We start from the raw sequence: 20,511 nt of genomic DNA on the forward strand, positions 1-20,511 counted from the left end.
GCCTCTCGGAACCCCGTTTTGCTAATCGCGGTAGATTTCCGTTCTCTCTGCCTCGATCGCAATTTTCTGGATCTTGTAGCTCTCATCCACCCAGACGATCCAGTCGTTCTCTTCCATGTGGAGATCGAACCTGGAGAGCTCGCGGTCAACACCTTTGATCGCCAATTTTTGCTGGCCTGCGTAGGAGATGGTTACCTGGGATGACATCTGCGCTCGCGGAATGATCACCCCGAATTTAGTGGGCGTGAGCTGACATCCAGCCTCCCCAGGCTTGGGACGGCACTGGCCGGCCAGATACCTCCACAGCAGAAGCTGTCTCTGGCTGAAGAAATAGTCATCCAGGATGAGCGTAGATGTCGGAAGAATGAATGGCTGCTCGGTCGATTTGCCCTGGTTGATTGTCACCTTCTCGATGAGGAACTCATCCTTGGGTTCCACCACTGCCGTTCCCTGGTCCTTTTCGCTCCACTCGTAGCGCTGCAAGTCTCCGGACGGCGACAGCCGCAATTCGGCGTTTTGCGGGTTCTTCGCCTCTTCCAGCTTGAACTCTGACTTCAGCAGGCTGTACTCCGGCGTCTGGGAGATTTCGAACTTTTCGCTCGCCATTCGCTTGCCGTTTACATAAACGCCGAACACCCCGGAATCCACGAGTTTCGCGGCAGATTCATTCTTCTTGGGTTTACCGGCAAAGGCCGAAACAGATAGAAACAAGAGTACGACGACGAGGCTAGTGACTCTCTGGTACTTCGGAAACTTCATCACACCATCCCAACCGCGAAATAACTTCGTTAACGATTTCGCGGACCGCCTTTCCGGCGGTTTGCACACGATGATCTGCCTTCATGTAACCAATTCGCCGCTGTTCATACAATTGGCGAAAATGGTTCTCATCGTGCGCCAGCGGCCGAATCGTTTTCTCCGATCGGCATCGCAACAACAGGGTATCAATTGGCGCGTCAAGAAACACGCACGGAATAGAACAACGGTGAATCACCTCAAGGTTTGCAGGCTGTACGAATGCGCCGCCTCCCAAGGCGATCACCTCAGGCCTATCGGGTGTTTGTTGGAGCAGGTGCGTAAGGCATTCCGTCTCGCGTCGCCGGAATCCCGCCTCGCCTTCTTCGGCGAAGATCTCGGGAATGGTTTTTCCGGACGACTTGACGATCACCTCGTCGAGGTCGACAAAGCGTAGATTGAACCGCAGCGACATTTCTTGGCCGACAGTAGTCTTACCGGCGCCCATGAAGCCCACAAGCAAAACGGCCCGGGGATTTCCCAGGCCGGTCGATGATCTCGTATTGTCGCCGTTAATCAGGTCGCGTCCTGCGCAGTGAGGGATGAAACGGATTCTATCAGCTCGCAGAGCACAACCGCTTCGCTGTCGACGTCAGAACGACGTGTTCAGGAACATTCTCGACAGGAGCGCGGAAATTGCCGGTATCGAAACCCAGGCAATTTTCTTCTCACCGGCGAATCCTAGAAGTCGCCCCCTTGCGCGAGCCGGCTTTACCAAGCCTTCGCGCTCGAGAGAACCTTGGATGTTCTCCCACACGGCTGGACTTGGGTCATGCATCGGCAGAAGCAATTTTGCTTGCTCCGCGATGTAACGCAAGTCGGTGACCAGGTCCGAGCAGACAGCGCATTCCTTCAGGTGCGTTTCTTCCTCGGCGTTTCCCCCGGTTTCGATGATGTACGGCAGAACTTTCTGGAATTCTGCACAGTTCATTGGCTTCCTCTCCCCGATCACTCCACGCGCCGGCTTCATCGTCTTAAGGCCTTTTCGGCTCTGCTTGTTTTCAGCAGGTCGCGTAACTTCATTCTCGCCTTATGCAACTGTGATTTGCTATTGCCGATCGAGCAACCCATCATCTCGGCAATTTCGTTATGTTCATAACCTTCGATGTCGTGCAGTACAAATATGATCCGGTATCCGGGAGGCAGTGTCTCGATCGCCCTCTCCAGGTTGACCCGGTCAATCGAGCCGGCCAGCACATTGTCTCTGGCTCCAATGTCTTTCTTCGGCCCGTCTTCCTGCTGGGGTTCCATGGTCTCTTCGAGCGAGACTTCCGGCAGTCCCTTCTTCCGCAGGTGCATCAACACCACGTTCACGGCGAGTCGATGCAGCCAAGTGGAAAACGCCGACTCTCCCCGGAATGTCGCGATCTTCCGGTACAACTGGAGGAACGCTTCCTGGGTAAGATCTTCGGCTTCCGCGGTGTTGCCCGTCATTCTCAGGCACAGCGAATACACGCGTCGCTTGTGCAAGCCATAAAGAAGCTCGAATGACTCGGCGTCACCGGCCTTGGCTCGATCAATAGCCTCTGCTTCCGTGATTCCTGGAGCTAATTGTTTCTTTGCTGTAGTCAATTGTCCAGCCGACGCTTACTAAGATGCGGCTAAGTAGCTGCCTGTTGTATAACTTCCGCCGATTTTTGAAGCCGACCTTACTCCACAGGCAAACCCGATCCGCCCTGCCGTGGAACGAATCTTCCCATCAGAGTGCAATTTCGGCTGCTTGGGTTGTACGGCCGCCCGCTTTTCCCTGCCGCATTTATCATTCTCCCATGACCCCTGACGAAATACTCCGCCAGGAATTCAACCGCTGGGCAGAAGACGGCCGTGGCGAAGGCATGGAAAGTCACCATCTCTTCATCACGGAGCAGACCGTCCGCCTAATGGATCTCCGGCCCGGCGACCGGGTACTCGACCTCGGCTGCGGTACCGGCTGGGCCACTCGCTTGCTCGCGCGCCTGGTTGCCAATGGCCCGTCAGGCTCCGGGCAGGTGATAGGAGTCGATGTATCCGACGAAATGATCCGACTCGCCCGCGGGCAGTCCCAAGACATCGACAACACCATGTACATCTGGGGCTCGGCCGACCGGATCCCCTGGGAAGAAAACTTCTTCGACAAGGTACTCTCCGTCGAGAGCTTCTACTACTACCCTGACCAGGAACTCGCGCTCGCCGAGTTATTCCGAGTCATGGCGCCGCACGGGAAGCTGTTCATCCTGATCAACCTTTACAAGGACAACCACTACTCGCTGCGATGGGTGGACGAGTTGAAAGTCCCAGTGCAGGTTCGATCCGAAGCGGAATACGTGGAACTGCTGAAAGCTCACGCCTTCGAGAACGTTCGTGCAGTTCGCATTCCCGACGACACTCCGACGCCCGACACCTATTCCGGGAAGTCGTTCAAGAACGCCGCCGAATTACGTGATTTCAAGCGAATCGGCGCCTTATTGCTCATGGCCGAAAAGCCAAACGTGAAGAGCATGCCGCGCGCAATTGAAGTAATCTGAAAACGGGAAGGCGCCCGCGCGGGGCGCCCCAGAGTAGGTAAAGCTTTCGTTAAGACGCCTGCGAAATGTACGCTCGCATCACCTGATTCTCCCCGTCTTTCTGCTCCAGGTCGTGGACAATCAGGTCGCGCAGCGAGATCAGTCCTTTCAACTTGCGCCCGTCGCAAACCGGAAGATGCCGGAAGTTGTGTTCCTTCATCAACCTCATGCATTCGTCAATCCGCTCATGTGGCGACACCACCAGCGGATCCTCCGTCATTACGTCTTTGATCATTGTTGCGGCAGGATCGCGGGCCTCGCTCACAACCCTCTTCATCAGGTCGCGCTCGCTAAAGATGCCGACAAGTTCGTCCCCCACAACGACGGCGACCGCGCCAATGTTTCGCTCCACCATGTAACGGACCGTGTCCAGGATCGTTCGGCCGGTATCGACGAAATAGACTTCCCGGTTCTTCACCAGGTCGAAAATTTGTTCCATTGCCATCCTCTCGAAAGTCTGGTGGTAAAGGCCTGCCCTGAGCATGGATGCTCGGGGGCGGTGAGTATATGCCTTGTGACACTTAGAGGGAAGTGGTTGCTACTCGAAAAAGATGAAGTACGAGGAATTCCAGAGCCCCGTAGGAATGCTCCCCCTCGGACGCGCGGTAAATATTACGTTGTAGTCGTCTGAAACCTGGAGGGATTCCAGCACCGACGTGCCTGCTTTGGGTTCCACCAGGGCCAGGTAGCTCAGGAATTCGTATATGTCTCCTGACCGGAATGTCTGGCCCGCCACAAACGTCAGTTGAGTGTTCTCTCCCGAGAAGTGCCAACCCAGTGACGCTGCCAACGCCACGTACCGTTCATACTGCTCCGGCTTCACGGCTTCAGGAGCAGGGTTATCGAATACGATCCGCAACTTGCGCTCGTCTTCGCGAGTGAACTCCCGGACCTTCAGAGCGCCGGTCTTGGCGGTCGATTTCCAGTCCACATGCCGGGCCGAATCTTCGGGTAGATACTCGCGAATCCGGTAAAGGTCGTATCCGCGTCCTGCAACGAACGCCTCGAATTCACCCGTGATCATCGGCAGCACCTGGAACAGTTCGTCTGTGGGCTCCACCGCCGGGTAGACAATCAACTCCCGTGCCAATGCCACACGACGGGTTTTGGCGAGGAACGAGAAAGGGAATTTCGTCGAGATGCCAAAGCCGTCCTGTACGAACTTTCCGCGCTGCCGGAACCGAAGTTCCACTTCACCAACTGCCGCGGTTTTCGCCGGAATGTAAGGAGAATAAACCGGCTCCTGCAGAATGTCGGCTCGTACTTCCGGAACAATAACGCGGCTCAAGTAGAGATCGGGAATCTTCAGCCATTGCTTTTCAGGCGGAGCCTTTGGCGGAAACCGGAACAGCGACTGGTGCAGTACCCACTTCGTCTTCGCAGGTCTGACTTTCGGCGGAACCACGCTTACCGAGAATGCCGGCCACAGCGACGACGTATTCCGTACCGTCACTCGCCCGAGAACGCTATCGTTCGCGAACACATGATCTGGCAGGCCGACGTCAATCTCCAACCGATGTAGCATCGCCGCCGATGTGATACCGGAAACAACGATAGCGGCGAGCATCGCGGAAACGATGATGAACAGCAGGTTGTTGCCCGTGTTGAGCGCGGCCACTCCTACGATCAACACCAATGCCATGTAGAAGATCCCTTCGCGCGTGACGTCGTAATCCAGAGCGTCACGAACTCGCGAAATGGTCACCCGTTTCGCTAAGTAAGGCACGGTGGTCAGCCCTACCCACCCGGCCACGATTAGAGCTATGGAAGCCAGAATGCCCGTCGCTATGACATTGCCCTGTTGCGAATAAACCGAGGAGAAGACCGCGGCAGCGAACGCTACCAGCAATCCGAGAAGCGCACCGAAAAACCGTACCCAGGCTTCTCGGTCCAACTCGCTCAAAACGGATTTCAGTCGTTCCTGCATTGCGGTTCGGGATTCTTGTCTCTGTTCCTATGGATCCAGCGGTCCGCCTTTTGCTTCGCCAGGTCCATTTGCGCGGCAATCCTTGGAAATCGCCTGCGCAAATTCTGCAGAAGATTATGAGCCCACGCGTATTCCGTGGAAAGTATCAACAGTCCAACCAGCAGGAACAGGATCCCTTGCAGGACGGGAAGGAAGAGTCCTGCGATGCCGAGCACAATGAACGCCCAGCCAACTGTGATGAGGCCGATCCTTTTTAGACGCTGTTTCACCACGTCGATGTTAAAGCATAGGCGCCCGAGTATCCCATGCACACCAAATAAAAACCTGCTGCTCTGGGGCGATGATGCTCTGAACAGAGCAGCGGACCGGCTCTTTCCGATAAGGAACACAGGTCAGCAGGATTCACCGCACGTGGTTCGATTCGGGTGCAGTCACATGCTTTTGCGCATCAAACTTGTGACCATGAGAGGGAACTATACATTCTTACTGCTGGTCCTGGCTGCTGCCGCCCTGGTCGCCATCTTCGTTGTTCCTTACCTGCACTCCATCGGACACGTCGGCGTCAGCATCCCTATCTTCGTATTTCTTGCCCTGCTGTTTATCTACGGACGGCACAATCCGCGGCCCCGGAGCAGATCCGGATCAAAGACTTAGGAATCAGAACAGTTTCATCTGCTTGTTGTTGCGGGGCGAGGGCTTTCGTTTGTCGTCGAACACGCTCCGTCCGTCCAGCGAGGGAGAGATTTCGTTTTCGTGCGCCACGAGTTTCTTGAGGTCCGCGTTCGGCTCTAGGCGCTTTTCAACATTGCGAACGAAGCGGTCGAGCCGTCGGAAAGCATCTGTTTTTTCGGAGTTCCCCAATTTGGCCGATTCCAGTGAACGGCGCATCAACTGAATGGACTCGTCGTACGTCTTCAGCGGCACCGGAAAGGGATGTCGATCCTTCCCGCCAAGCGCAAATGAGAATCGGGCGGGATCGGAAAATCGGCTGGGCGCTCCGTGAACAACTTCGGCGATCAACGCCAATGACTGCAAAGTCCTCGGACCGAGTTTTTCAAGGAGCAGCAACGACGCGAAATCTCGTAGGTCCTTCTCGTAGGCGACGGCCAGCACCGCCCCGAGCCGTTTCAAGTCAACGTCGGCTTCTCGGACGTCGTGATGCCTCGGCATTCTTAACCGACGTACCTCGTCTAGCGTCTTCCCGGGATCCTCATGGACAGTCGTGAGCATGGCGCCTTGCGCAGCTTTCGCGCGATGGTCCACCAGGTTCATGATGGTACCCTGGTTTTCGCCGATGATCGCCGTGTGAGGCTCTGTCACGAAATCGCGGACCGACGCGGAGTGCCAGTGGTAGCGCCGTGCCATCGCTGTTGTTTCGTTCATACCTTGCTGCACGACTGCCCACTCGCCGTCCCTCGCGAGGATGAATGAATGTAGGTACAACTGGAATCCGTCGGCAATCGCGTTGTTGTCGACGCGTGCTGTTAACCGGCTGGCGCGGACCAATTCATCGCCGTTGAGTCCGATCCGACTCGATATGTCCGCCAGTTCAGCTGGAGTTTTACGTGAATGCTTCCCGCGTCCGCCGCAGATATAAATGCCCAACTCATCCGAACGCGGATTCAAGCCGCGTTTCAACGCGCCAACAACCGACGTCGTAATCCCGGAGGAATGCCAGTCCATCCCCATCACCGAACCAAGCGCCTGGAACCAGAACGGATCGCTAAGGCGACTTAGCAGCTCGGCCGATCCATAGTGATGAAGAACGCTCTCGCAGATGCCGGCGCCAAGCTGCGTCATCCGTTCCGCCAGCCACGCAGGAACACGTCCACCGTGCAGGGGCAGATCAGCTGAACCGGAGCGTTTCATAGATATCTCTATTTTATTGCGTTCTCACGCGCTTTGCCGGGGTGGCGTTAGGCTATGAGTTCCCGCACAAACCGCTGTTGCAGTCACAAGCTTCAACGCAAGTGGACCGTATGTTTTTCATTACTGTTCAGTTGCGCATGCGAATTTTCTGGTCTGTCAACTGCTTGCGATTCTCCCCACGAGCTTTCGATTCCATGGCGGCATACGTCGGTGCCATCGCATCTTCCCTCTATTCAACAGGACAACATCATCAAGGAGAATGCATGGATACCAGAACCAGAACCAGCGGCGAATTCGAGGATCGTTACACCGGAGCAATTGAGACACAAACATCAAAGGTGCCATCGAGTGTTTTTCTCGGCCTGGCACTCGGATCGATGGCCGCTTCGGCGGTCCTGAAGATCCTGGAGAAAGACGACTGGGCTCTCTTCGTAGGACAGTGGGCTGCGCCTTTCCTGATCATGGGCAATTACAACAAGATGGTGAAGCAGCACGGGTCTGACTCACGGAGCAGTTGGGCAGCCTAGGGGCTGTCTCGGCCGACACGGACTGTCGGCCGAGACTCACCTAACTCGGCGACATCTACAGGTTCGTTGTTAACTTCACGCTTCTGCGGTTGGCCATCTCCAACCCAATTTTGTGTTTTTGCTCCGCAGAGAGCTTCTTGGCAGCGACCGGGAACACGTCTCTGTCTTCTACCTCGATGTGCCGCGCGTACATCTCCGCCAACTGAGTAATCGCTGTGCGGAACTCTTCCGCTTCATTTGGCGTCAGCTCACCCTTCGAAAGGTACTCGTTCCCAATCGCATCCACCTTCTCGTGCAGCGGTTCTGCCCAGCGATGGTCTACCTCAAGCCCCTCGATCTTTTCTAAAGCCTGTTTTACGTCGGCATCGTCCATATTCCGCAACACAGGGAATAACGACTCCTCTTCATCCGCGGTGTGTTTAGGAGCGGCTTCGCGGAAATAGCGCAGGGCTAACTCCAGTGAACGCCGTGTGTCGCTCGTAAGTGGCTGATCGCACGTTTTTGCTACTCCCTGCAACGCACCCATGAACATCTCCACCCGCCGGTGGCAGTCGGAAAGTAATCCTGTCGGTTCGGTAAAACTGTGTGTGGAAGCACCAATCTGGACTGGCATGTCAACAATTCTATCGTGTCACGAGTTTGTTGGGGTGTGACAAAAGTCCTCGGATTACGCCGAAAATCGAGGAATTCTGTCTCCCGCGATGAAGTAAGGGTATGTCCGTCGACCATGTGATGCACATCACAGCCGAATGTGAGTACTCCCAATATCCTCAAGTGAGTGGCGGACGTGAGGTTCGCTCGAGAACGACTATGTATACCGAATTGAAACGAGACGATTCCTTTCTTGCACCACTGGAACTGGCCAGCAGCCTCGCTGGCTACGGTTCGACGTTAAGCCATCCGGAGCACACGATCCTGTTTGAGCGCGGACAGAAGGCCCGTGGATTGTTCCTCCTCAGAACCGGGTCGGTGCGCCTGAGCGTGCCCGGTGCCTTGGACCGTAGTGTCGGTCCCGGTTCGCTCCTCGGAGTCCCCGGAACGCTCTCCAAGGGGATCTACAGCCTGTCAGCGGAACTTCTGGAAGAGAGCCAGGTGCTTTTCGTTCCCTCGGAGCGCGTGGCGGCCCTGATGACGGAACATCCCGAACTCGGATTCCAGATGGTTCAGCTCCTTAGTCGGGAGATTCAAGCGCTTCGCCAGCGCATCGGTGAACTGCAAAACACCACGCCGCTTCCGTAGACTCGGAAAGACCTCTGGTGTGGTGATGAAAATCACAACACCACGGCCCACAAAAGAGATTTTCATCTTCTCGCGGCCCGATTTGCGGTCCGTTTCCGCTTGCTTAAATCCCTCACTGTAGGCCGTAACCAAGCTACAGTAGCGCGTTTCAGTAGCTGCATAGTTTGCGGTGCAATCAGTTTCAAGCCTTCCTTGGATAGCGAGCGAGTCCGCGCCCTATCACGCTGAGTAGTGACTTTTGTCACTTACCCGTGAGAAGCGGGTAGGCGAAAACATGATGGTCGCCACAAATCCGAACAACTGTTCGAACGTGGGGCGAGCTCTAGCGGATCTGCAATTTACCCCTTCGGGGAGCGCGCTGAATGCCTACTGACGCAGTCATTAAAAAGGACAAGCTGGCCGACGACACTATCGGCTCCCACCTTAAACAAAGCGGTGTTTCCCGCCGCGATTTCGTAACCCTTTGCGGTATGTTGATGGCCGCCGCCCCGATGGGCCTGGCCCTGACCGAAAAGGCGAAGTCGGTTGAGCAACTTGCCAATACCGTCGCCAAGGCGAAACGCCCCTCGGTAATCTGGTTGCACTTCCAGGACTGTACCGGTTGTTCGGAAACCCTGCTTCGTACTTCCGCCCCCGATGTTGCCGACCTCATCCTCAACGTAATCTCCCTCGACTATCACGAAACGCTCATGGCGGCCTCCGGCTACCAGGCAGAGAAGTCGTTGAAGGATGCCGCGGAAGCCAATGCCGGCAAGTTCATCCTCGTTTGCGAAGGCTCGGTGCCTCTAAAGGATGGCGGTCAGTACCTGACGCTGGCTGGCGTGAAAGGCGTTGATCGCCTCAAGGAAATCGCCTCCAAGGCCGCCGCTGTCGTTTCCATGGGTTCTTGCGCGTCCTGGGGAGGAGTTCCTTCAGCCGACCCGAACCCGACTGGCGCCGTCGGCATCGACCAGATCATCACCGACAAGCCTGTCGTCAATCTCCCCGGATGCCCGCCGAATCCGTACAACCTGCTTGGCGTTGTCCTCGAATTCGTCACCCTCGGCAAACTTCCTGCTCTCGACCAGTACGGTCGTCCCAAGTTCGCCTATGACCGCCTCATCCACGACCACTGCCCCCGTCGCGCCCACTTCGACGCCGGCCGCTTCGTGAAGGAGTTCGGCGATGAAGGTCACCGTCAAGGCTGGTGCCTGTACAAGATGGGCTGCAAAGGTCCGGCTACGCACGCCGGCTGCTCCACCCGTCACTTTAATGAAACACCGGATGTTTGGCCGATCGGCATCGGCGCGCCCTGCGTCGGATGTACTGAGAAGGCGGTTGCCTTCCGCGTGCCGATCTTCCAGACCATCGACCTCCACACCGTAACGCCTCCTGAAACCTATCCTCTGATCAATGCTCGCGTCGGTTCCATCGGTGTTGCAGCGGCGGCGGTTGCAGGTGCGGTTGCAGGCGGTCTCGGAACCGCGGCGTGGATGGCAGCACAGAAGCTTCCCAGCAGTAAGGAGACCCAGGGCCCAGAGGATCCCTCCGATAAATCCAATTCTGCGAAAGCGGGAGGCCAGTAATCATGGACATCACGCGCCGGAAAGCCCTGCAAAAGCTCTCGACGGGCACGGCCTCGGCAGCGGCGGTCGGTTTGACCACCATCGCCCTGCCGGGTGAGGCGCACGCTTCGGACGAAGTCAAGGTAGCTCCGAAGAATGCCGTCTCCATGTTGTACGACACCACGCGTTGCGTCGGCTGCAAGTCTTGCGTCGCCGCGTGCGCCGAAGCGAATCAGCTTAAGCCTGACACCTCCCTCAGTGGCGGATTGCACCAGGCCCCTCCTGACCTCAACGCCTTTACGAAGAACATCATCAAGCTGTACAAGCCCGCCGCCACCAACAGCGCGTATTCCTACGTAAAGCAGCAGTGCATGCATTGCGTGGATCCGACCTGCGTCGCCGGCTGCTCGTTCTTCGCGCTCACCAAGAATCAGGATACTGGCATCGTTTCGTGGAACGGCTCCAAGTGCATGGGCTGCCGCTACTGCGAGATTTCCTGCCCCTTCCATGTTCCGAAATTCGAGTGGATGGGCATGAATCCGAAGGTCGTGAAATGCGAGTTCTGCCAGGAGCGCTTGGCGGCAGGGAAGCAGCCCGCATGCACGAATGTCTGTCCGACCCACGCCGTCATCTTCGGCACACGTGAGCAACTGTTGGCCGAAGCCAAGAAGCGCGTCGCCGAGCACCCCGGCAAGTACTACCAGGATCGCGTTTACGGAGATTCCGATGCCGGCGGTACACAGGTCCTTTATCTCTCGCACGTTCCGTTCGAAAAGATCGGTCTGCCCGAGATGGGTAACGAATCGGTCCCCTCGAAATACATGAAGTGGCAGCGGAAGCTCTACTCCTACCTGGTGGTTCCCACCGTCCTCTACGTGACCATGGTGGGTGTCATCCGCGGTAACTGGAAAGAGCACAAGCACCACATGGAAGAAGAGCAGAAGAAAACCGGATTGAGGCCGCAGCTATGATCGATCGTTGGGAAAGAGCAGTCCCCGTCTTTAACGTGCCCATCTGGACCAAGCCCTTCAAGGCTCTGCTGGGTTTGGGAACCGTTGCGGTCATCATCACCCTGTATAGAGAAGTTGCCGGTCTCGGCCCTGTCAGCGGCATGAACGACGCCTATGCCTGGGGCATCTGGAAGACCTTCAATGTCATGACGCTCACCGGCCTCGGTTCCGGAGCGTTTGCCATTGGCATCTCTGCATGGCTTTTCAAGAAGAGCAAGCTGCACTCGGTCATGCGCATCGCCTTGCTGACCAGTTTCCTCGCGTACCTTTCTGGTCTCATCCTGATTGGTATTGATGTGGGCCGTCCGTGGAACATCATCTGGCTGTTTACGCCCTGGAACTGGAATCCGCATTCGCCGCTGCTGGAAGTGATGTTCTGCATGCCGGCATACGCGATGTTGCCGCTGTTCCTGGAGAACGTTCCTCCGGTCCTCGAGTACTTCCATCGTTACAAGCCCGAAACGCGCCAGTTCGTCGAGAAGTGCGAACGCATCATGGTGAAGTTCTATCCCTTCATCGTTGCGCTCGCTTACATTCTTCCCGCCATGCACCAGTCGTCACTCGGCGCTCTCATGCTGCTCGGCGGCGACCGCGTCCACGGACTCTGGCAGTCCCCCTTCCTGCCCTTGCTATACGTTTGGGCAGCGGCGTTCCTAGGCGTCTGCTGTGTGGCCGGAACCCTTCTGTTCTGCTCGCTGATGTGGAAGCGCCCCTATGACATGGACGTGCTCGTCGAGTTGAACCGCCTGGGCGCATGGCTGATCGGCACCTGGAGCTTGTTCCGGCTTCTCGATCTCATCATCAGTGGCCGCATCAAGCTGGCCTTCGCGCTGGATATTTACGCCGGACTGTTCTGGATGGAGATGGCATTCCTGCTCGTCGCGCTCTACATGCTCATCGACTCAGCCAAGATGCGTGATGCGCGGCTTATGTTCCATGCTCACGTGCTGGTCGGCGTAGGCGGATTGCTGTACCGGTTCAACCCCACCACGCTCGCCTTCCAGGCGAAGCCCGGGGCGTTTTATTTCCCGTCCGCTCTGGAACTGCTGATCTCCCTTGGGTTCGTAGCTCTGGCGATCGCGGGCTTCAGCCTGGCGGTCAAACTCCTCGCCATTCTTCCGGCGCCGAATGCACTTTGGTTCCAGATGGAAGCTCGCGAGGAAAGTATGAACAAGCTTCACCAACGCGGCGTTCCCGTGAACGACGCAGCACCAAGTTTTACCGACTAATACTTCTCATAGATTGGCGCTGACTTATGACGAAACGCATCACGATTGACCCGATCAGCCGAATCGAAGGACACCTCCGCATCGATGTTGAGGTGGACAACGGGGCCGTCTCTAAAGCTTGGGCCTCGGCGACCATGTGGCGTGGCATTGAACGGATCCTGCAAGGCCGCGATCCGCGCGAAGCCTGGCTCTTTACCCAACGCTTCTGCGGTGTTTGCACCACGGTTCACGCCATGGCGAGCGTGCGTTCCGTCGAAGACGCGCTCAACCTCGAAATCCCCCTCAATGCGCAGTACATCCGCAATCTCATCCTGATTGCGCATGCGCTTCACGATCACATGGTGCACTTCTACCACCTGTCAGCGCTCGATTGGGTCGACGTGCTCACCATTCCCAAAGCCGATCCCGCCAAGACCTCGGCCCTGGCCGAGAGCCTTTCTCCCTGGACCCGCAACTCGAAGAACGAGTTCAAAGCCGCGAAGGACAAGGTTCTCGCCGTCGCAGCCAGCGGCCAACTCGGCATCTTCGCCAACGGCTACTGGGGACATCCCGCGATGCGCCTCAGCCCAGAAGTCAACCTGCTCGCCTTCTCGCATTACCTCCAGGCCCTCGAGTATCAGCGCAAGGCGAACCAGGTCGTCGGTATGCTCGGCTCCAAGACGCCGCACATCCAGAACCTCACCGTCGGTGGCGTAGCCAATGCCATCAACCTCGACAGTCTGGCCACCTTGAACATGGACCGCCTCGGCGTGATCAAGAACCTGCTCGACGAAGTCGTCCAGTTCGTGCAGCAGGTTTATGTGCCGGACGCCACGGCCATCGCCGGCATGTATGCCGACTGGTTCAAGTACGGTGCCGGAGTTCAAAACTACCTCGCCGTGCCCGATCTTCCGCTCGACAGCAAGCGTCAGGCGTACGACCTCCCCGGTGGCTACATCAGCGGTGGCGACCTGTCGACCATCAAGGCCTTCAAGACGGCTGCTGACCCGATCTTCCGCGACGCCGTCACCGAAGACACCACCCACGCGTACTACGACAACAGCAAGAATTCGCTGCATCCGTGGAAGGGTGAAACCGAACCGCATTTCACCGATTGGCAAGCCGACAACAAGTACACCTGGGTCAAGGCACCGCGTTTCAACGGCAAGCCCGCCCAGGTTGGTCCGCTGGCGCAGATTCTCGTCGGATACGCACAGGGGCACGCGCTCACTCGCAAGTGGACCGATGCCGCTCTCGACCGCATCTCCTCCGTCGCCGGACGCAAAATCACCGTGAACGATCTGCAGTCCTCACTCGGACGCCACGTCGCGCGCTGCATCCGTACCGCGATGCTCTCCGAAGTGGCCGCCAAGCATTGGGAACTGCTGGTCAACAACATCGGCAAGGGTGACACCGCCATTCACATCCCGCCGCAATTCCCGAGCGGAACTGTCGAAGGCGTGGGCACGCACGAAGCTCCTCGCGGCACCTTGTCGCACTGGGTCGTGGTGAAAAACGGCAAGATCGACAACTATCAGGCCGTGGTTCCTACCACCTGGAACGCCGCGCCGCGCGACGAGAACAACGTTCCCGGCCCGTACGAAGCTTCGCTGATGCACAACCCGATCGCGAATCCGGAAATGCCGCTCGAAGTCCTGCGGACCATCCACTCGTTCGACCCGTGCATGGCCTGCGCCGTTCACACCTTCGATCCTGAGGGCAACAACCTCTCGCAGGTGAAGGTGCTGTGAACCCAATCACCATCGCCGGCATCGGCAATATCCTGATGGGCGACGACTCCATCGGTCCCCACATCGCGCGCATCCTCGAAGCCGAGTACGACTTCGAGGGCGCTCGCGTCGCGGATCTCGGAACTCCCGTCCTCGATTTCCCCGATCACCTCGAGGGAAGCGAGACCATCCTCATCATCGATGCCGTCGAAAATCGCAAGGTCCCTGGCACCATCACCGTCTACACGAAACAGGACATCGTCAAAAACGGCGTTCCCGTTCGTACCGATCCGCATTCGCCCGCGCTCGCCGAAATGATGTTGCGAGCCGAGTTCACCGGTATCGGGCCCAAAGAAGCGGTGCTGGTCGGTGTTACGGCTAAGCAGTGCAACTTCTATCAGGGACTGAGCGACGAAGTCAGACAAGCCATACCTGCCGCGATGGAAGAAGTTCTCCGTCAGGCGGCAAAGCTGGGAGTCAGTTTTAGAAAGAAAGAGAATCCGTCTGCGCCCGCCATTTGGTGGGATACCCCCGCCGAAGTCGCAGCGGACTAGCAAGACTTCCTCAACGTAAGGAAGGCAACAAGAGCCCACCCCAAGTGGGCTTTTTCAATTTCCAGCGAGTTTATGCGAGCGATCTGGTCGGACGAAACTCCGGATCCGCCAATCCGGAGCAGCCATTTTTGCGGTCCTTCACTAACCGTAATTTCCCCGGCGCTGGTTCGTCCCCGACGTCCACCGACTTGTTTGCATGCCAGAACGAATAAATCCAGATGATGAGCGCCACGGTGTCAAAAACCGGAACGACCTGCATATACATCTTCTGTTGAGGTGCGCCGAACAGGAAAGCCGAAACCCTGGGCCAGAAGGTTTGAAAGGCAAATGCCGCGACGATGCCGACCGCGATCCCGGTGTCGCGTTCCTGCCAGGGAACGGAGTAGGAACGGGAGAACATGATCGTCACCGCCATAAATCCGAACACCGCCATCCCGAGACCGCGTTGCATTCCGATAAGACCTTCCATGATTGGAAATGGGCCATTGGAGGTCAGGTGCAATGACGCCGCGACAAACACCGCCGAAATGCAGGTGGCCATTCGGATCAAAGTCAGTTTCATGCTGCGTGGCAACCATCTGGCACGGTCGGTGACGGAGTCAAACACCTCGTGAACCACACAGAACAGCAGCGCGAAAGTGAATAATTGGCCAAGCCAGTACGCATAGAAATAGAACCTGATGCTTAAGAAAACAGTTGCGAGTAGCAGGACAGATTCGCTGATGACCTTGAAGAGAATGAATGCGCTGAACGCTGGAAAATCACGCCGATGTTCCGGCCTCCTCAAAATTGTTGCGAGCGCCAGGAACAGCCCTATGTTCACGACAAGAGCCAGGTAGGTTTGGATGGGAATGAATGCCTTCATGCAAGGGCCGCAAGAGCTCTCTTGCGACCCAATGTATCACGAGCTTGCACGAGCCCCGTTACTGAGGGCAGATCTCGGGTGGACAGATGGGCGGAGCGGCCGTCACCGGAACGTTTGAGGACCGGGTGGAACTCAGCATCACCGTTGCGGAAAGTACCAGGGTTGCGGCAATTACGAACAAGCGTTTTGTCATCTGACTGTCTCCTGCGCTGTTTGCGCAGGAGAAGAATCAGGCACCATATCGTGATCGGCAAGGTAACGAAGGTTTTCGGTCGCACCCCGCGGCTGAAAATATCGGGTTGCGATGCGACCGTAGAACATAGGTGCTCGAACCGGAGGCACAGGAAAAAACGGTCTCAATGCACTGTCCGCTTGAGTTCGAATGGCGTTGCTCGGTTGCTGATCGGCAACTCGGTCGCATGCGGGTCTGAACTCTTCAGTTACTCTCTTTTGATTTTGTCCAGACTGCTGGACTGAGATTTCGGGGCATTCTCCACTTCCGTAACTCCCCAGTTGCAGCTCGGGTGCCATTCCCAAAATTGCATCTTCAACATTCCATTGGAAATAGAGTTCTTGACGTATTACATATTGCAATACTAGTATTGCAATCCGTAATTTATGAAGCTAGGCGAAAAACTACGGTACTTGCGGCTCATGGAAGGCACCCTACGCGGCCTCGAACGGGAGATGACCCAGAAGGAACTGGGCGAGGCCCTGAAGAAAGAGACCGGCCGTTCTCTCAGCCAGGGTTACCTCTCCCAGATCGAAAGCGGAGCCCGTCCGCATTTGACCAATGAGTCCCGCATGCTCCTTGCCAGGTTCTTCAAGGTGCATCCGGGCTACTTGGTCGACGACCCCGAGGGCTACCACACCGAACTGGTTTCTCCTGTTCGAGTGCTGGAAGACACTTTGGACTTGTGGCTTATCAGCGGCGCCGAGCGCTTCCGTCGCGACCCGGAAATTTGCCACGCCCTTCTGCAACTCGCGAAGCATGGCGATTCCCGCAAGTGCGTGGTCCTGATGGCCGCCATTTTGGAAACGCCAGAACTGGTGGACCGGCTGATGGAAGTGCTCAAGCCGGAGAAGGCCGCCGCAAAGGCAGGTGAAGCGATATGACGTGGGCTGATTTTTACCTGATCTGTTTCGTCGTTGGACTGTTGCTGAGCGTGTTGGCGTTTATCTTGGGCGACCTGCACCTGCACATCCACCTGCCGTTCCACATCCATTTGCCGAATTTCGATTTCGGTCACGTGGACTCCGGCCACGGAATAGGAGCTGGAGATGCTGGCGGTTTGCCTGCCATCAACTTCGGCACGCTGACCACATTCCTTGCATGGTTCGGGGGAATTGGATACCTGCTGGTGAGGCACTCGAACCTCTACGCCTTGTCCGCGCTCGGAGTGGCGTTCTTCGGAGGGCTGGTCGGAGCCGCGATCGTCTTCTTCGTAATCAGCCGTGTGTTCCTGCGCAACGAAGCGGACTACATCGCGGACGACGGCGACATGGTCGGAGTGCTGGGGCGAATCACCAGTTCCGTCTTCCAGGGCGGAACAGGGGAGCTCACTTACGTCCAGGGTGGCACGCGCCACAGTTGCGCCGCGCGGACCGACGACGGCAGCGCCATCTCCAAGGGAACCGAGGTAGTGGTCACTAGATATGACCGTGGCGTCGCTTACGTGAAGCCGTGGGAAGAATTGGAAGAGGAATACGCCAACGGCTCGGGCGCGGACAGCAAGCAGTCTTGAGAGGAGAGACCATGAAAAGGGCAGTAACAATCGTTTTGGTAGTGATCGCCTTAACCGCAGTGCTTGCAGCGCAAGACAAGCAAACCCAGGCCGCGCAGAAGTCAGCCGAGAGCTGGCTCGCGATGGTCGACAGCGGCAGTTACGACGGCAGCTGGGACGAAGCGGCTTCGATCTTCAAGAACGCAATCACCAAGGAGCAATGGAAGAAGGCCGTCACCACCGCCCGCGGTCCTTTGGGCAAGCTGGTTTCACGCAAGCTGAAGTCGGCGCAGTTCACGACCGAGCTGCCTGGTGCTCCCGACGGCAAGTATGTGGTGATCCAGTACGAAACGTCGTTCGAGAACAAGAAGTCGGCCGTCGAGACCATCACTCCCATGCTCGACAAAGATGGGCAGTGGCGCGTTTCGGGGTATTTCATTCGCTGAAGTTTGGGGACGGCGCCACGGCACGCCCGTGGCGCTTTGCAGTGCAGTGACGGTCAATCACCGTCTTAACAAGGAGGCATATGAATTCCATACCTATGGATGTCTGGATTATCAGTGGCCTGATCGTCCTGGCGTTCTTTCTTATCTTCGGTGTGTTTGCGCGCTTGTATCGGAAGGTGGGTCCGAATGAAGCTCTGATCGTGTTCGGGTTCCGCAGGACGAGAATCCGCAAAGGCCACGGTACGCTGGTGATTCCCATGCTCGAAAACTGCCACGAGCTTTCGCTCGAATTGATGTCCTTCGACGTAGCGCCGCAGCAGGACCTTTACACCAAGCAGGGCGTCGCCGTAACGGTGGAAGCCGTGGCGCAGATCAAGGTCAAGTCCGATGACGAGTCGATCCTCACCGCTGCCGAGCAGTTCCTCACCAAAACGCCGCCGCAGCGCGAAGGCCTGATCCGCCTTGTGATGGAAGGCCACCTGCGTGGCATCATCGGCCAGCTCACGGTCGAAGAAATCGTGAAGCAGCCCGAAATGGTAAGCGATCGCATGCGTTCCACCTGCGCGGAAGACATGAGCAAGATGGGACTGGAAGTGATCTCGTTCACCATCAAGGAAGTCCGCGACAAGAATGAGTACATCGCGAACATGGGACGCCCTGACGTTGCTCGCATCAAGCGCGACGCTGACGTGGCCGCCGCCGAAGCCGAGCGCGACACCGCCATCAAGCGGGCGCTCGCACAGCGCGAAGCCGCCGTCGCGAAGGCGCAGGCCGACCAGGAACGCGTTCAGGCTGAAACCGCCTCCCAGGCTAAACAGGCGGAAGCCACGCGCGACCTCGAAGTCAAGAAAGCTCAGTACCTGGAGATCACCAAGCGTCAGCAGGCACAGGCCGACAAGGCTTACGAGATCCAGACCAACGTCATGCAGCAGCAGGTCGTTGCCGAGCAGGTGAAGGTCATACAGGTCGAGAAGCTCGAACAGGTGAAGGTGCAGGACGCCGAAATCGCTCGCCGCGAAAAGGAACTCATCGCCACCGTGCTGAAGCAGGCGGAGATCGAGCGCCAGCGCATCGAGACGCTCGCCCAGGCCGAGAAACAGCGCTTGCTCTTCGAAGCTGAGGGCCACGCCGCTTCCATCCAGAAACAGGGTGAAGCCGAAGCCAACATCATCTTTGCCAAGGGCGAGGCGGAAGCGAAGGCGATGAACGTGAAGGCCGAAGCGTACCAGGAGTACAACCAGGCCGCCGTCATCGACAAGCTGATTACCGGCTTGCCCGAGGTCGTGCGTGCTCTGTCGGCTCCGTTAAGCCAGGTGGATCGTATCACCGTGGTCTCCACCGGCAACGGCAACTCCGCGGGCGTGAACAAGATCACCGGCGACATCGCGCAGATGGCGGCCCAAGTCCCGGCACTGTTCGAGGCCCTGTCCGGCATGAACGTGCACGACTTGCTCTCGAAGGTCCGCACCATTGGTGACAAATCGCCCAAGCCGGCCCTCGATGCCGCGCAGAACGAAGAAGCAAAGGCTGCATCGAGCAGCCAGTAACCATGGCTCCCATCCTCGTCGGCATTTCGGCGAGGATGGGAACTTCACCGAAAGAGGAGTGAGATGAAGCGGAAGTTCACTGGGATCGGGTTGGGGCTTGCGGCCGGAGTGGGATTAGGTGCCGCTCTCGGCGTCGCAGCCGGCTCAGTCGCCGTCTGGTTGGCTGCTGGCATGGCCTTTGGGATCCTGTTCATGGCAGCCGCGCAAAGAGTTTCCAAGCAGCAGTAGCAAGATCGCAATCGTAGAAAGGAGTTGAGCGATGGCTTTATTGGAACGTGTAACCACGCTGGTTCGTGCCAATTTAAACGACCTCGTTGATCGGGCCGAGAATCCCGAAAAGATGATCAAACAGGTCATCCTTGATATGCAGAATCAGTTCATGCAGGTGAAGACGCAGGTGGCCATTGCCATCGCCGACCTTCACTTGCTCGAGAAGAAAAAGAAGGAGAACCTCGACAAGGAATCCGAATGGATGCGCAAAGCGGATCTCGCCGTTGGCAAGAAAGACGACGCGCTCGCCCGGGCCGCCCTCGAACGTGCTCTCTCGTTCAAGCTGATGGCCACGAACTTCGACGAGCAAATCGCCGATCAGAAAGTTCAGGTCGACCTTCTTCGCGAAGCCCTCAGCAAGCTTGAGCAGAAGATCGCTGAAGCCGAATCGAAGTCCGAGTTGCTGATCGCGCAGCACCGTCGTTCGAAGGCCGTGGGCCGTGCTGCCGACGCCAGTTCCGCCGCCGATTCTCGCGACAAGACCGCCACCTTCGATCGCATGAAGAACAAGGTCATGCGCGAAGAGGCCATCAACCAGGCCAAGGCGGAAGTCGAGGGCAGCGGCGAAATCGAGCGCAAGTTCGCCCAGATGGAAAAGGACGAACAGATCGACAAGCTGCTCGCCGAAATCAAGGCGCGAAAAATGTTGTCTGCGTAATCACGATGCGGGAAAAGAGGCTCTGTCTAGGGCCTCTTTTCTTTTTTTCGCATCC

At 57.2% G+C, this 20,511-nt stretch carries 26 protein-coding genes; 14 read left to right on the forward strand and 12 right to left on the reverse strand.

Translation table 11 applies throughout. The annotated features are described in order from the left end of the window. Positions 1-21: 21 nt before the first annotated feature. The 4 genes from VN577_17225 to VN577_17240 form a co-directional block, all read right to left on the reverse strand. Positions 22-759: a hypothetical protein gene (locus VN577_17225; protein ID HWR16570.1), complete on the reverse strand. Its 738-nt coding sequence runs from the start codon at positions 757-759 to the stop codon at positions 22-24. Further along, on the reverse strand, positions 728-1,243 hold the full coding sequence (locus VN577_17230) for a shikimate kinase (protein ID HWR16571.1): 516 nt from the start codon (positions 1,241-1,243) through the stop codon (positions 728-730). Before VN577_17230 ends, VN577_17225 begins: the two co-directional genes overlap by 32 nt. A 144-nt stretch (positions 1,244-1,387) precedes the next feature. Further along, complete coding sequence (locus tag VN577_17235; GenBank protein ID HWR16572.1) at positions 1,388-1,726, reverse strand: hypothetical protein; 339 nt, start codon at positions 1,724-1,726, stop codon at positions 1,388-1,390. A gap of 35 nt (positions 1,727-1,761) precedes the next feature. Continuing rightward, positions 1,762-2,367 (reverse strand): sigma-70 family RNA polymerase sigma factor, encoded by a 606-nt coding sequence (locus tag VN577_17240; GenBank protein ID HWR16573.1) that lies wholly within the window; start codon positions 2,365-2,367, stop codon positions 1,762-1,764. 197 nt (positions 2,368-2,564) lie between these two features. Here VN577_17240 and VN577_17245 point away from each other — a divergent pair, with 197 nt between their 5' ends. Next, entirely contained in the window at positions 2,565-3,299 is a 735-nt protein-coding gene (locus VN577_17245; GenBank protein HWR16574.1) for a methyltransferase domain-containing protein, read from the forward strand. 49 nt (positions 3,300-3,348) lie between these two features. Here the strand turns inward: VN577_17245 and VN577_17250 are convergent, their stop codons facing one another. From VN577_17250 to VN577_17270, 5 genes are all read right to left on the reverse strand, one after another. Next, a complete protein-coding gene (locus VN577_17250; protein HWR16575.1) occupies positions 3,349-3,777 on the reverse strand; it encodes a CBS domain-containing protein in 429 nt (142 codons plus the stop codon). 99 nt (positions 3,778-3,876) lie between these two features. Beyond that, positions 3,877-5,241 carry a DUF58 domain-containing protein gene (locus VN577_17255; protein ID HWR16576.1) on the reverse strand — a complete coding sequence of 455 codons (1,365 nt, stop codon included), beginning with the start codon at positions 5,239-5,241 and terminating at the stop codon, positions 3,877-3,879. Between the two features lie 8 nt (positions 5,242-5,249). Continuing rightward, a complete protein-coding gene (locus VN577_17260) occupies positions 5,250-5,534 on the reverse strand; it encodes a PGPGW domain-containing protein (GenBank protein HWR16577.1) in 285 nt (94 codons plus the stop codon). 214 nt (positions 5,535-5,748) lie between these two features. Next, positions 5,749-5,880 (reverse strand): hypothetical protein, encoded by a 132-nt coding sequence (locus tag VN577_17265; GenBank protein ID HWR16578.1) that lies wholly within the window; start codon positions 5,878-5,880, stop codon positions 5,749-5,751. 42 nt (positions 5,881-5,922) lie between these two features. After that, positions 5,923-7,134, reverse strand: a complete 1,212-nt coding sequence (locus tag VN577_17270) for a DUF763 domain-containing protein (GenBank protein ID HWR16579.1) — start codon at positions 7,132-7,134, stop codon at positions 5,923-5,925. A 263-nt stretch (positions 7,135-7,397) separates the two neighbouring features. Between VN577_17270 and VN577_17275 the strand changes: the two genes are divergently transcribed. After that, positions 7,398-7,661: a hypothetical protein gene (locus tag VN577_17275; GenBank protein HWR16580.1), complete on the forward strand. Its 264-nt coding sequence runs from the start codon at positions 7,398-7,400 to the stop codon at positions 7,659-7,661. Between the two features lie 55 nt (positions 7,662-7,716). Here the strand turns inward: VN577_17275 and VN577_17280 are convergent, their stop codons facing one another. Then, on the reverse strand, positions 7,717-8,274 hold the full coding sequence (locus VN577_17280; protein ID HWR16581.1) for a hemerythrin domain-containing protein: 558 nt from the start codon (positions 8,272-8,274) through the stop codon (positions 7,717-7,719). Positions 8,275-8,375: 101 nt separating this feature from the next. Between VN577_17280 and VN577_17285 the strand changes: the two genes are divergently transcribed. From VN577_17285 to VN577_17310, 6 genes are all read left to right on the forward strand, one after another. After that, the gene (locus tag VN577_17285; protein HWR16582.1) at positions 8,376-8,900 is read left to right on the forward strand and encodes a Crp/Fnr family transcriptional regulator; all 525 of its coding nucleotides are present in this window, start codon (positions 8,376-8,378) and stop codon (positions 8,898-8,900) included. A 362-nt stretch (positions 8,901-9,262) separates the two neighbouring features. Further along, entirely contained in the window at positions 9,263-10,465 is a 1,203-nt protein-coding gene (locus VN577_17290; protein ID HWR16583.1) for a hydrogenase small subunit, read from the forward strand. 2 nt (positions 10,466-10,467) lie between these two features. Further along, entirely contained in the window at positions 10,468-11,415 is a 948-nt protein-coding gene (gene hybA, locus VN577_17295; GenBank protein ID HWR16584.1) for a hydrogenase 2 operon protein HybA, read from the forward strand. Next, the gene (hybB, locus tag VN577_17300) at positions 11,412-12,683 is read left to right on the forward strand and encodes a Ni/Fe-hydrogenase cytochrome b subunit (protein HWR16585.1); all 1,272 of its coding nucleotides are present in this window, start codon (positions 11,412-11,414) and stop codon (positions 12,681-12,683) included. The genes hybA and hybB overlap by 4 nt, the downstream gene beginning before the upstream one ends. A 26-nt stretch (positions 12,684-12,709) precedes the next feature. After that, the gene (locus tag VN577_17305) at positions 12,710-14,413 is read left to right on the forward strand and encodes a nickel-dependent hydrogenase large subunit (protein HWR16586.1); all 1,704 of its coding nucleotides are present in this window, start codon (positions 12,710-12,712) and stop codon (positions 14,411-14,413) included. Continuing rightward, the gene (locus tag VN577_17310) at positions 14,410-14,946 is read left to right on the forward strand and encodes a hydrogenase maturation protease (GenBank protein ID HWR16587.1); all 537 of its coding nucleotides are present in this window, start codon (positions 14,410-14,412) and stop codon (positions 14,944-14,946) included. The genes VN577_17305 and VN577_17310 overlap by 4 nt, the downstream gene beginning before the upstream one ends. A gap of 70 nt (positions 14,947-15,016) precedes the next feature. Here the strand turns inward: VN577_17310 and VN577_17315 are convergent, their stop codons facing one another. Together VN577_17315 and VN577_17320 are read right to left on the reverse strand one after the other, a co-directional pair. Further along, on the reverse strand, positions 15,017-15,811 hold the full coding sequence (locus tag VN577_17315) for a hypothetical protein (protein ID HWR16588.1): 795 nt from the start codon (positions 15,809-15,811) through the stop codon (positions 15,017-15,019). Positions 15,812-15,869: 58 nt separating this feature from the next. Further along, positions 15,870-16,004 carry a hypothetical protein gene (locus VN577_17320; protein ID HWR16589.1) on the reverse strand — a complete coding sequence of 45 codons (135 nt, stop codon included), beginning with the start codon at positions 16,002-16,004 and terminating at the stop codon, positions 15,870-15,872. A gap of 461 nt (positions 16,005-16,465) precedes the next feature. Between VN577_17320 and VN577_17325 the strand changes: the two genes are divergently transcribed. The 6 genes from VN577_17325 to VN577_17350 all read left to right on the forward strand — a co-directional run bounded on the left by VN577_17325 (position 16,466) and on the right by VN577_17350 (position 20,456). Next, positions 16,466-16,927, forward strand: coding sequence for a helix-turn-helix transcriptional regulator (locus tag VN577_17325; protein HWR16590.1), 462 nt, complete (start codon positions 16,466-16,468; stop codon positions 16,925-16,927). Then, positions 16,924-17,556, forward strand: a complete 633-nt coding sequence (locus VN577_17330) for a hypothetical protein (protein ID HWR16591.1) — start codon at positions 16,924-16,926, stop codon at positions 17,554-17,556. Before VN577_17325 ends, VN577_17330 begins: the two co-directional genes overlap by 4 nt. An 11-nt stretch (positions 17,557-17,567) precedes the next feature. Further along, entirely contained in the window at positions 17,568-17,981 is a 414-nt protein-coding gene (locus VN577_17335; GenBank protein ID HWR16592.1) for a DUF4019 domain-containing protein, read from the forward strand. A gap of 80 nt (positions 17,982-18,061) precedes the next feature. Next, positions 18,062-19,528: an SPFH domain-containing protein gene (locus tag VN577_17340; GenBank protein HWR16593.1), complete on the forward strand. Its 1,467-nt coding sequence runs from the start codon at positions 18,062-18,064 to the stop codon at positions 19,526-19,528. Between the two features lie 63 nt (positions 19,529-19,591). After that, positions 19,592-19,756: a hypothetical protein gene (locus VN577_17345; protein ID HWR16594.1), complete on the forward strand. Its 165-nt coding sequence runs from the start codon at positions 19,592-19,594 to the stop codon at positions 19,754-19,756. 31 nt (positions 19,757-19,787) lie between these two features. Next, positions 19,788-20,456, forward strand: a complete 669-nt coding sequence (locus VN577_17350) for a PspA/IM30 family protein (GenBank protein HWR16595.1) — start codon at positions 19,788-19,790, stop codon at positions 20,454-20,456. Positions 20,457-20,511: the final 55 nt, after the last annotated feature.

This window comes from Terriglobales bacterium (assembly GCA_035561515.1).
Lineage (GTDB): Bacteria > Acidobacteriota > Terriglobia > Terriglobales > Acidobacteriaceae > DATMXP01.

What these genes read in the sequence shown, in the direction of transcription:
- VN577_17235 (HWR16572.1), bottom strand. Translation starts at nt 1,726, where the DNA reads ATGAACTGTGCAGAATTCCAGAAAGTTCTGCCGTACATCATCGAAACC.
- VN577_17230 (HWR16571.1), bottom strand. Translation starts at nt 1,243, where the DNA reads ATGGGCGCCGGTAAGACTACTGTCGGCCAAGAAATGTCGCTGCGGTTC.
- VN577_17285 (HWR16582.1), top strand. Translation starts at nt 8,376, where the DNA reads ATGTCCGTCGACCATGTGATGCACATCACAGCCGAATGTGAGTACTCC.
- VN577_17335 (HWR16592.1), top strand. Translation starts at nt 17,568, where the DNA reads ATGAAAAGGGCAGTAACAATCGTTTTGGTAGTGATCGCCTTAACCGCA.
- VN577_17290 (HWR16583.1), top strand. Translation starts at nt 9,263, where the DNA reads ATGCCTACTGACGCAGTCATTAAAAAGGACAAGCTGGCCGACGACACT.
- VN577_17330 (HWR16591.1), top strand. Translation starts at nt 16,924, where the DNA reads ATGACGTGGGCTGATTTTTACCTGATCTGTTTCGTCGTTGGACTGTTG.
- VN577_17270 (HWR16579.1), bottom strand. Translation starts at nt 7,134, where the DNA reads ATGAAACGCTCCGGTTCAGCTGATCTGCCCCTGCACGGTGGACGTGTT.
- hybA (HWR16584.1), top strand. Translation starts at nt 10,468, where the DNA reads ATGGACATCACGCGCCGGAAAGCCCTGCAAAAGCTCTCGACGGGCACG.
- VN577_17245 (HWR16574.1), top strand. Translation starts at nt 2,565, where the DNA reads ATGACCCCTGACGAAATACTCCGCCAGGAATTCAACCGCTGGGCAGAA.
- VN577_17305 (HWR16586.1), top strand. Translation starts at nt 12,710, where the DNA reads ATGACGAAACGCATCACGATTGACCCGATCAGCCGAATCGAAGGACAC.
- VN577_17345 (HWR16594.1), top strand. Translation starts at nt 19,592, where the DNA reads ATGAAGCGGAAGTTCACTGGGATCGGGTTGGGGCTTGCGGCCGGAGTG.
- VN577_17275 (HWR16580.1), top strand. Translation starts at nt 7,398, where the DNA reads ATGGATACCAGAACCAGAACCAGCGGCGAATTCGAGGATCGTTACACC.
- VN577_17250 (HWR16575.1), bottom strand. Translation starts at nt 3,777, where the DNA reads ATGGAACAAATTTTCGACCTGGTGAAGAACCGGGAAGTCTATTTCGTC.
- VN577_17320 (HWR16589.1), bottom strand. Translation starts at nt 16,004, where the DNA reads ATGACAAAACGCTTGTTCGTAATTGCCGCAACCCTGGTACTTTCCGCA.
- VN577_17225 (HWR16570.1), bottom strand. Translation starts at nt 759, where the DNA reads ATGAAGTTTCCGAAGTACCAGAGAGTCACTAGCCTCGTCGTCGTACTC.
- hybB (HWR16585.1), top strand. Translation starts at nt 11,412, where the DNA reads ATGATCGATCGTTGGGAAAGAGCAGTCCCCGTCTTTAACGTGCCCATC.
- VN577_17315 (HWR16588.1), bottom strand. Translation starts at nt 15,811, where the DNA reads ATGAAGGCATTCATTCCCATCCAAACCTACCTGGCTCTTGTCGTGAAC.
- VN577_17325 (HWR16590.1), top strand. Translation starts at nt 16,466, where the DNA reads ATGGAAGGCACCCTACGCGGCCTCGAACGGGAGATGACCCAGAAGGAA.
- VN577_17340 (HWR16593.1), top strand. Translation starts at nt 18,062, where the DNA reads ATGAATTCCATACCTATGGATGTCTGGATTATCAGTGGCCTGATCGTC.
- VN577_17350 (HWR16595.1), top strand. Translation starts at nt 19,788, where the DNA reads ATGGCTTTATTGGAACGTGTAACCACGCTGGTTCGTGCCAATTTAAAC.
- VN577_17280 (HWR16581.1), bottom strand. Translation starts at nt 8,274, where the DNA reads ATGCCAGTCCAGATTGGTGCTTCCACACACAGTTTTACCGAACCGACA.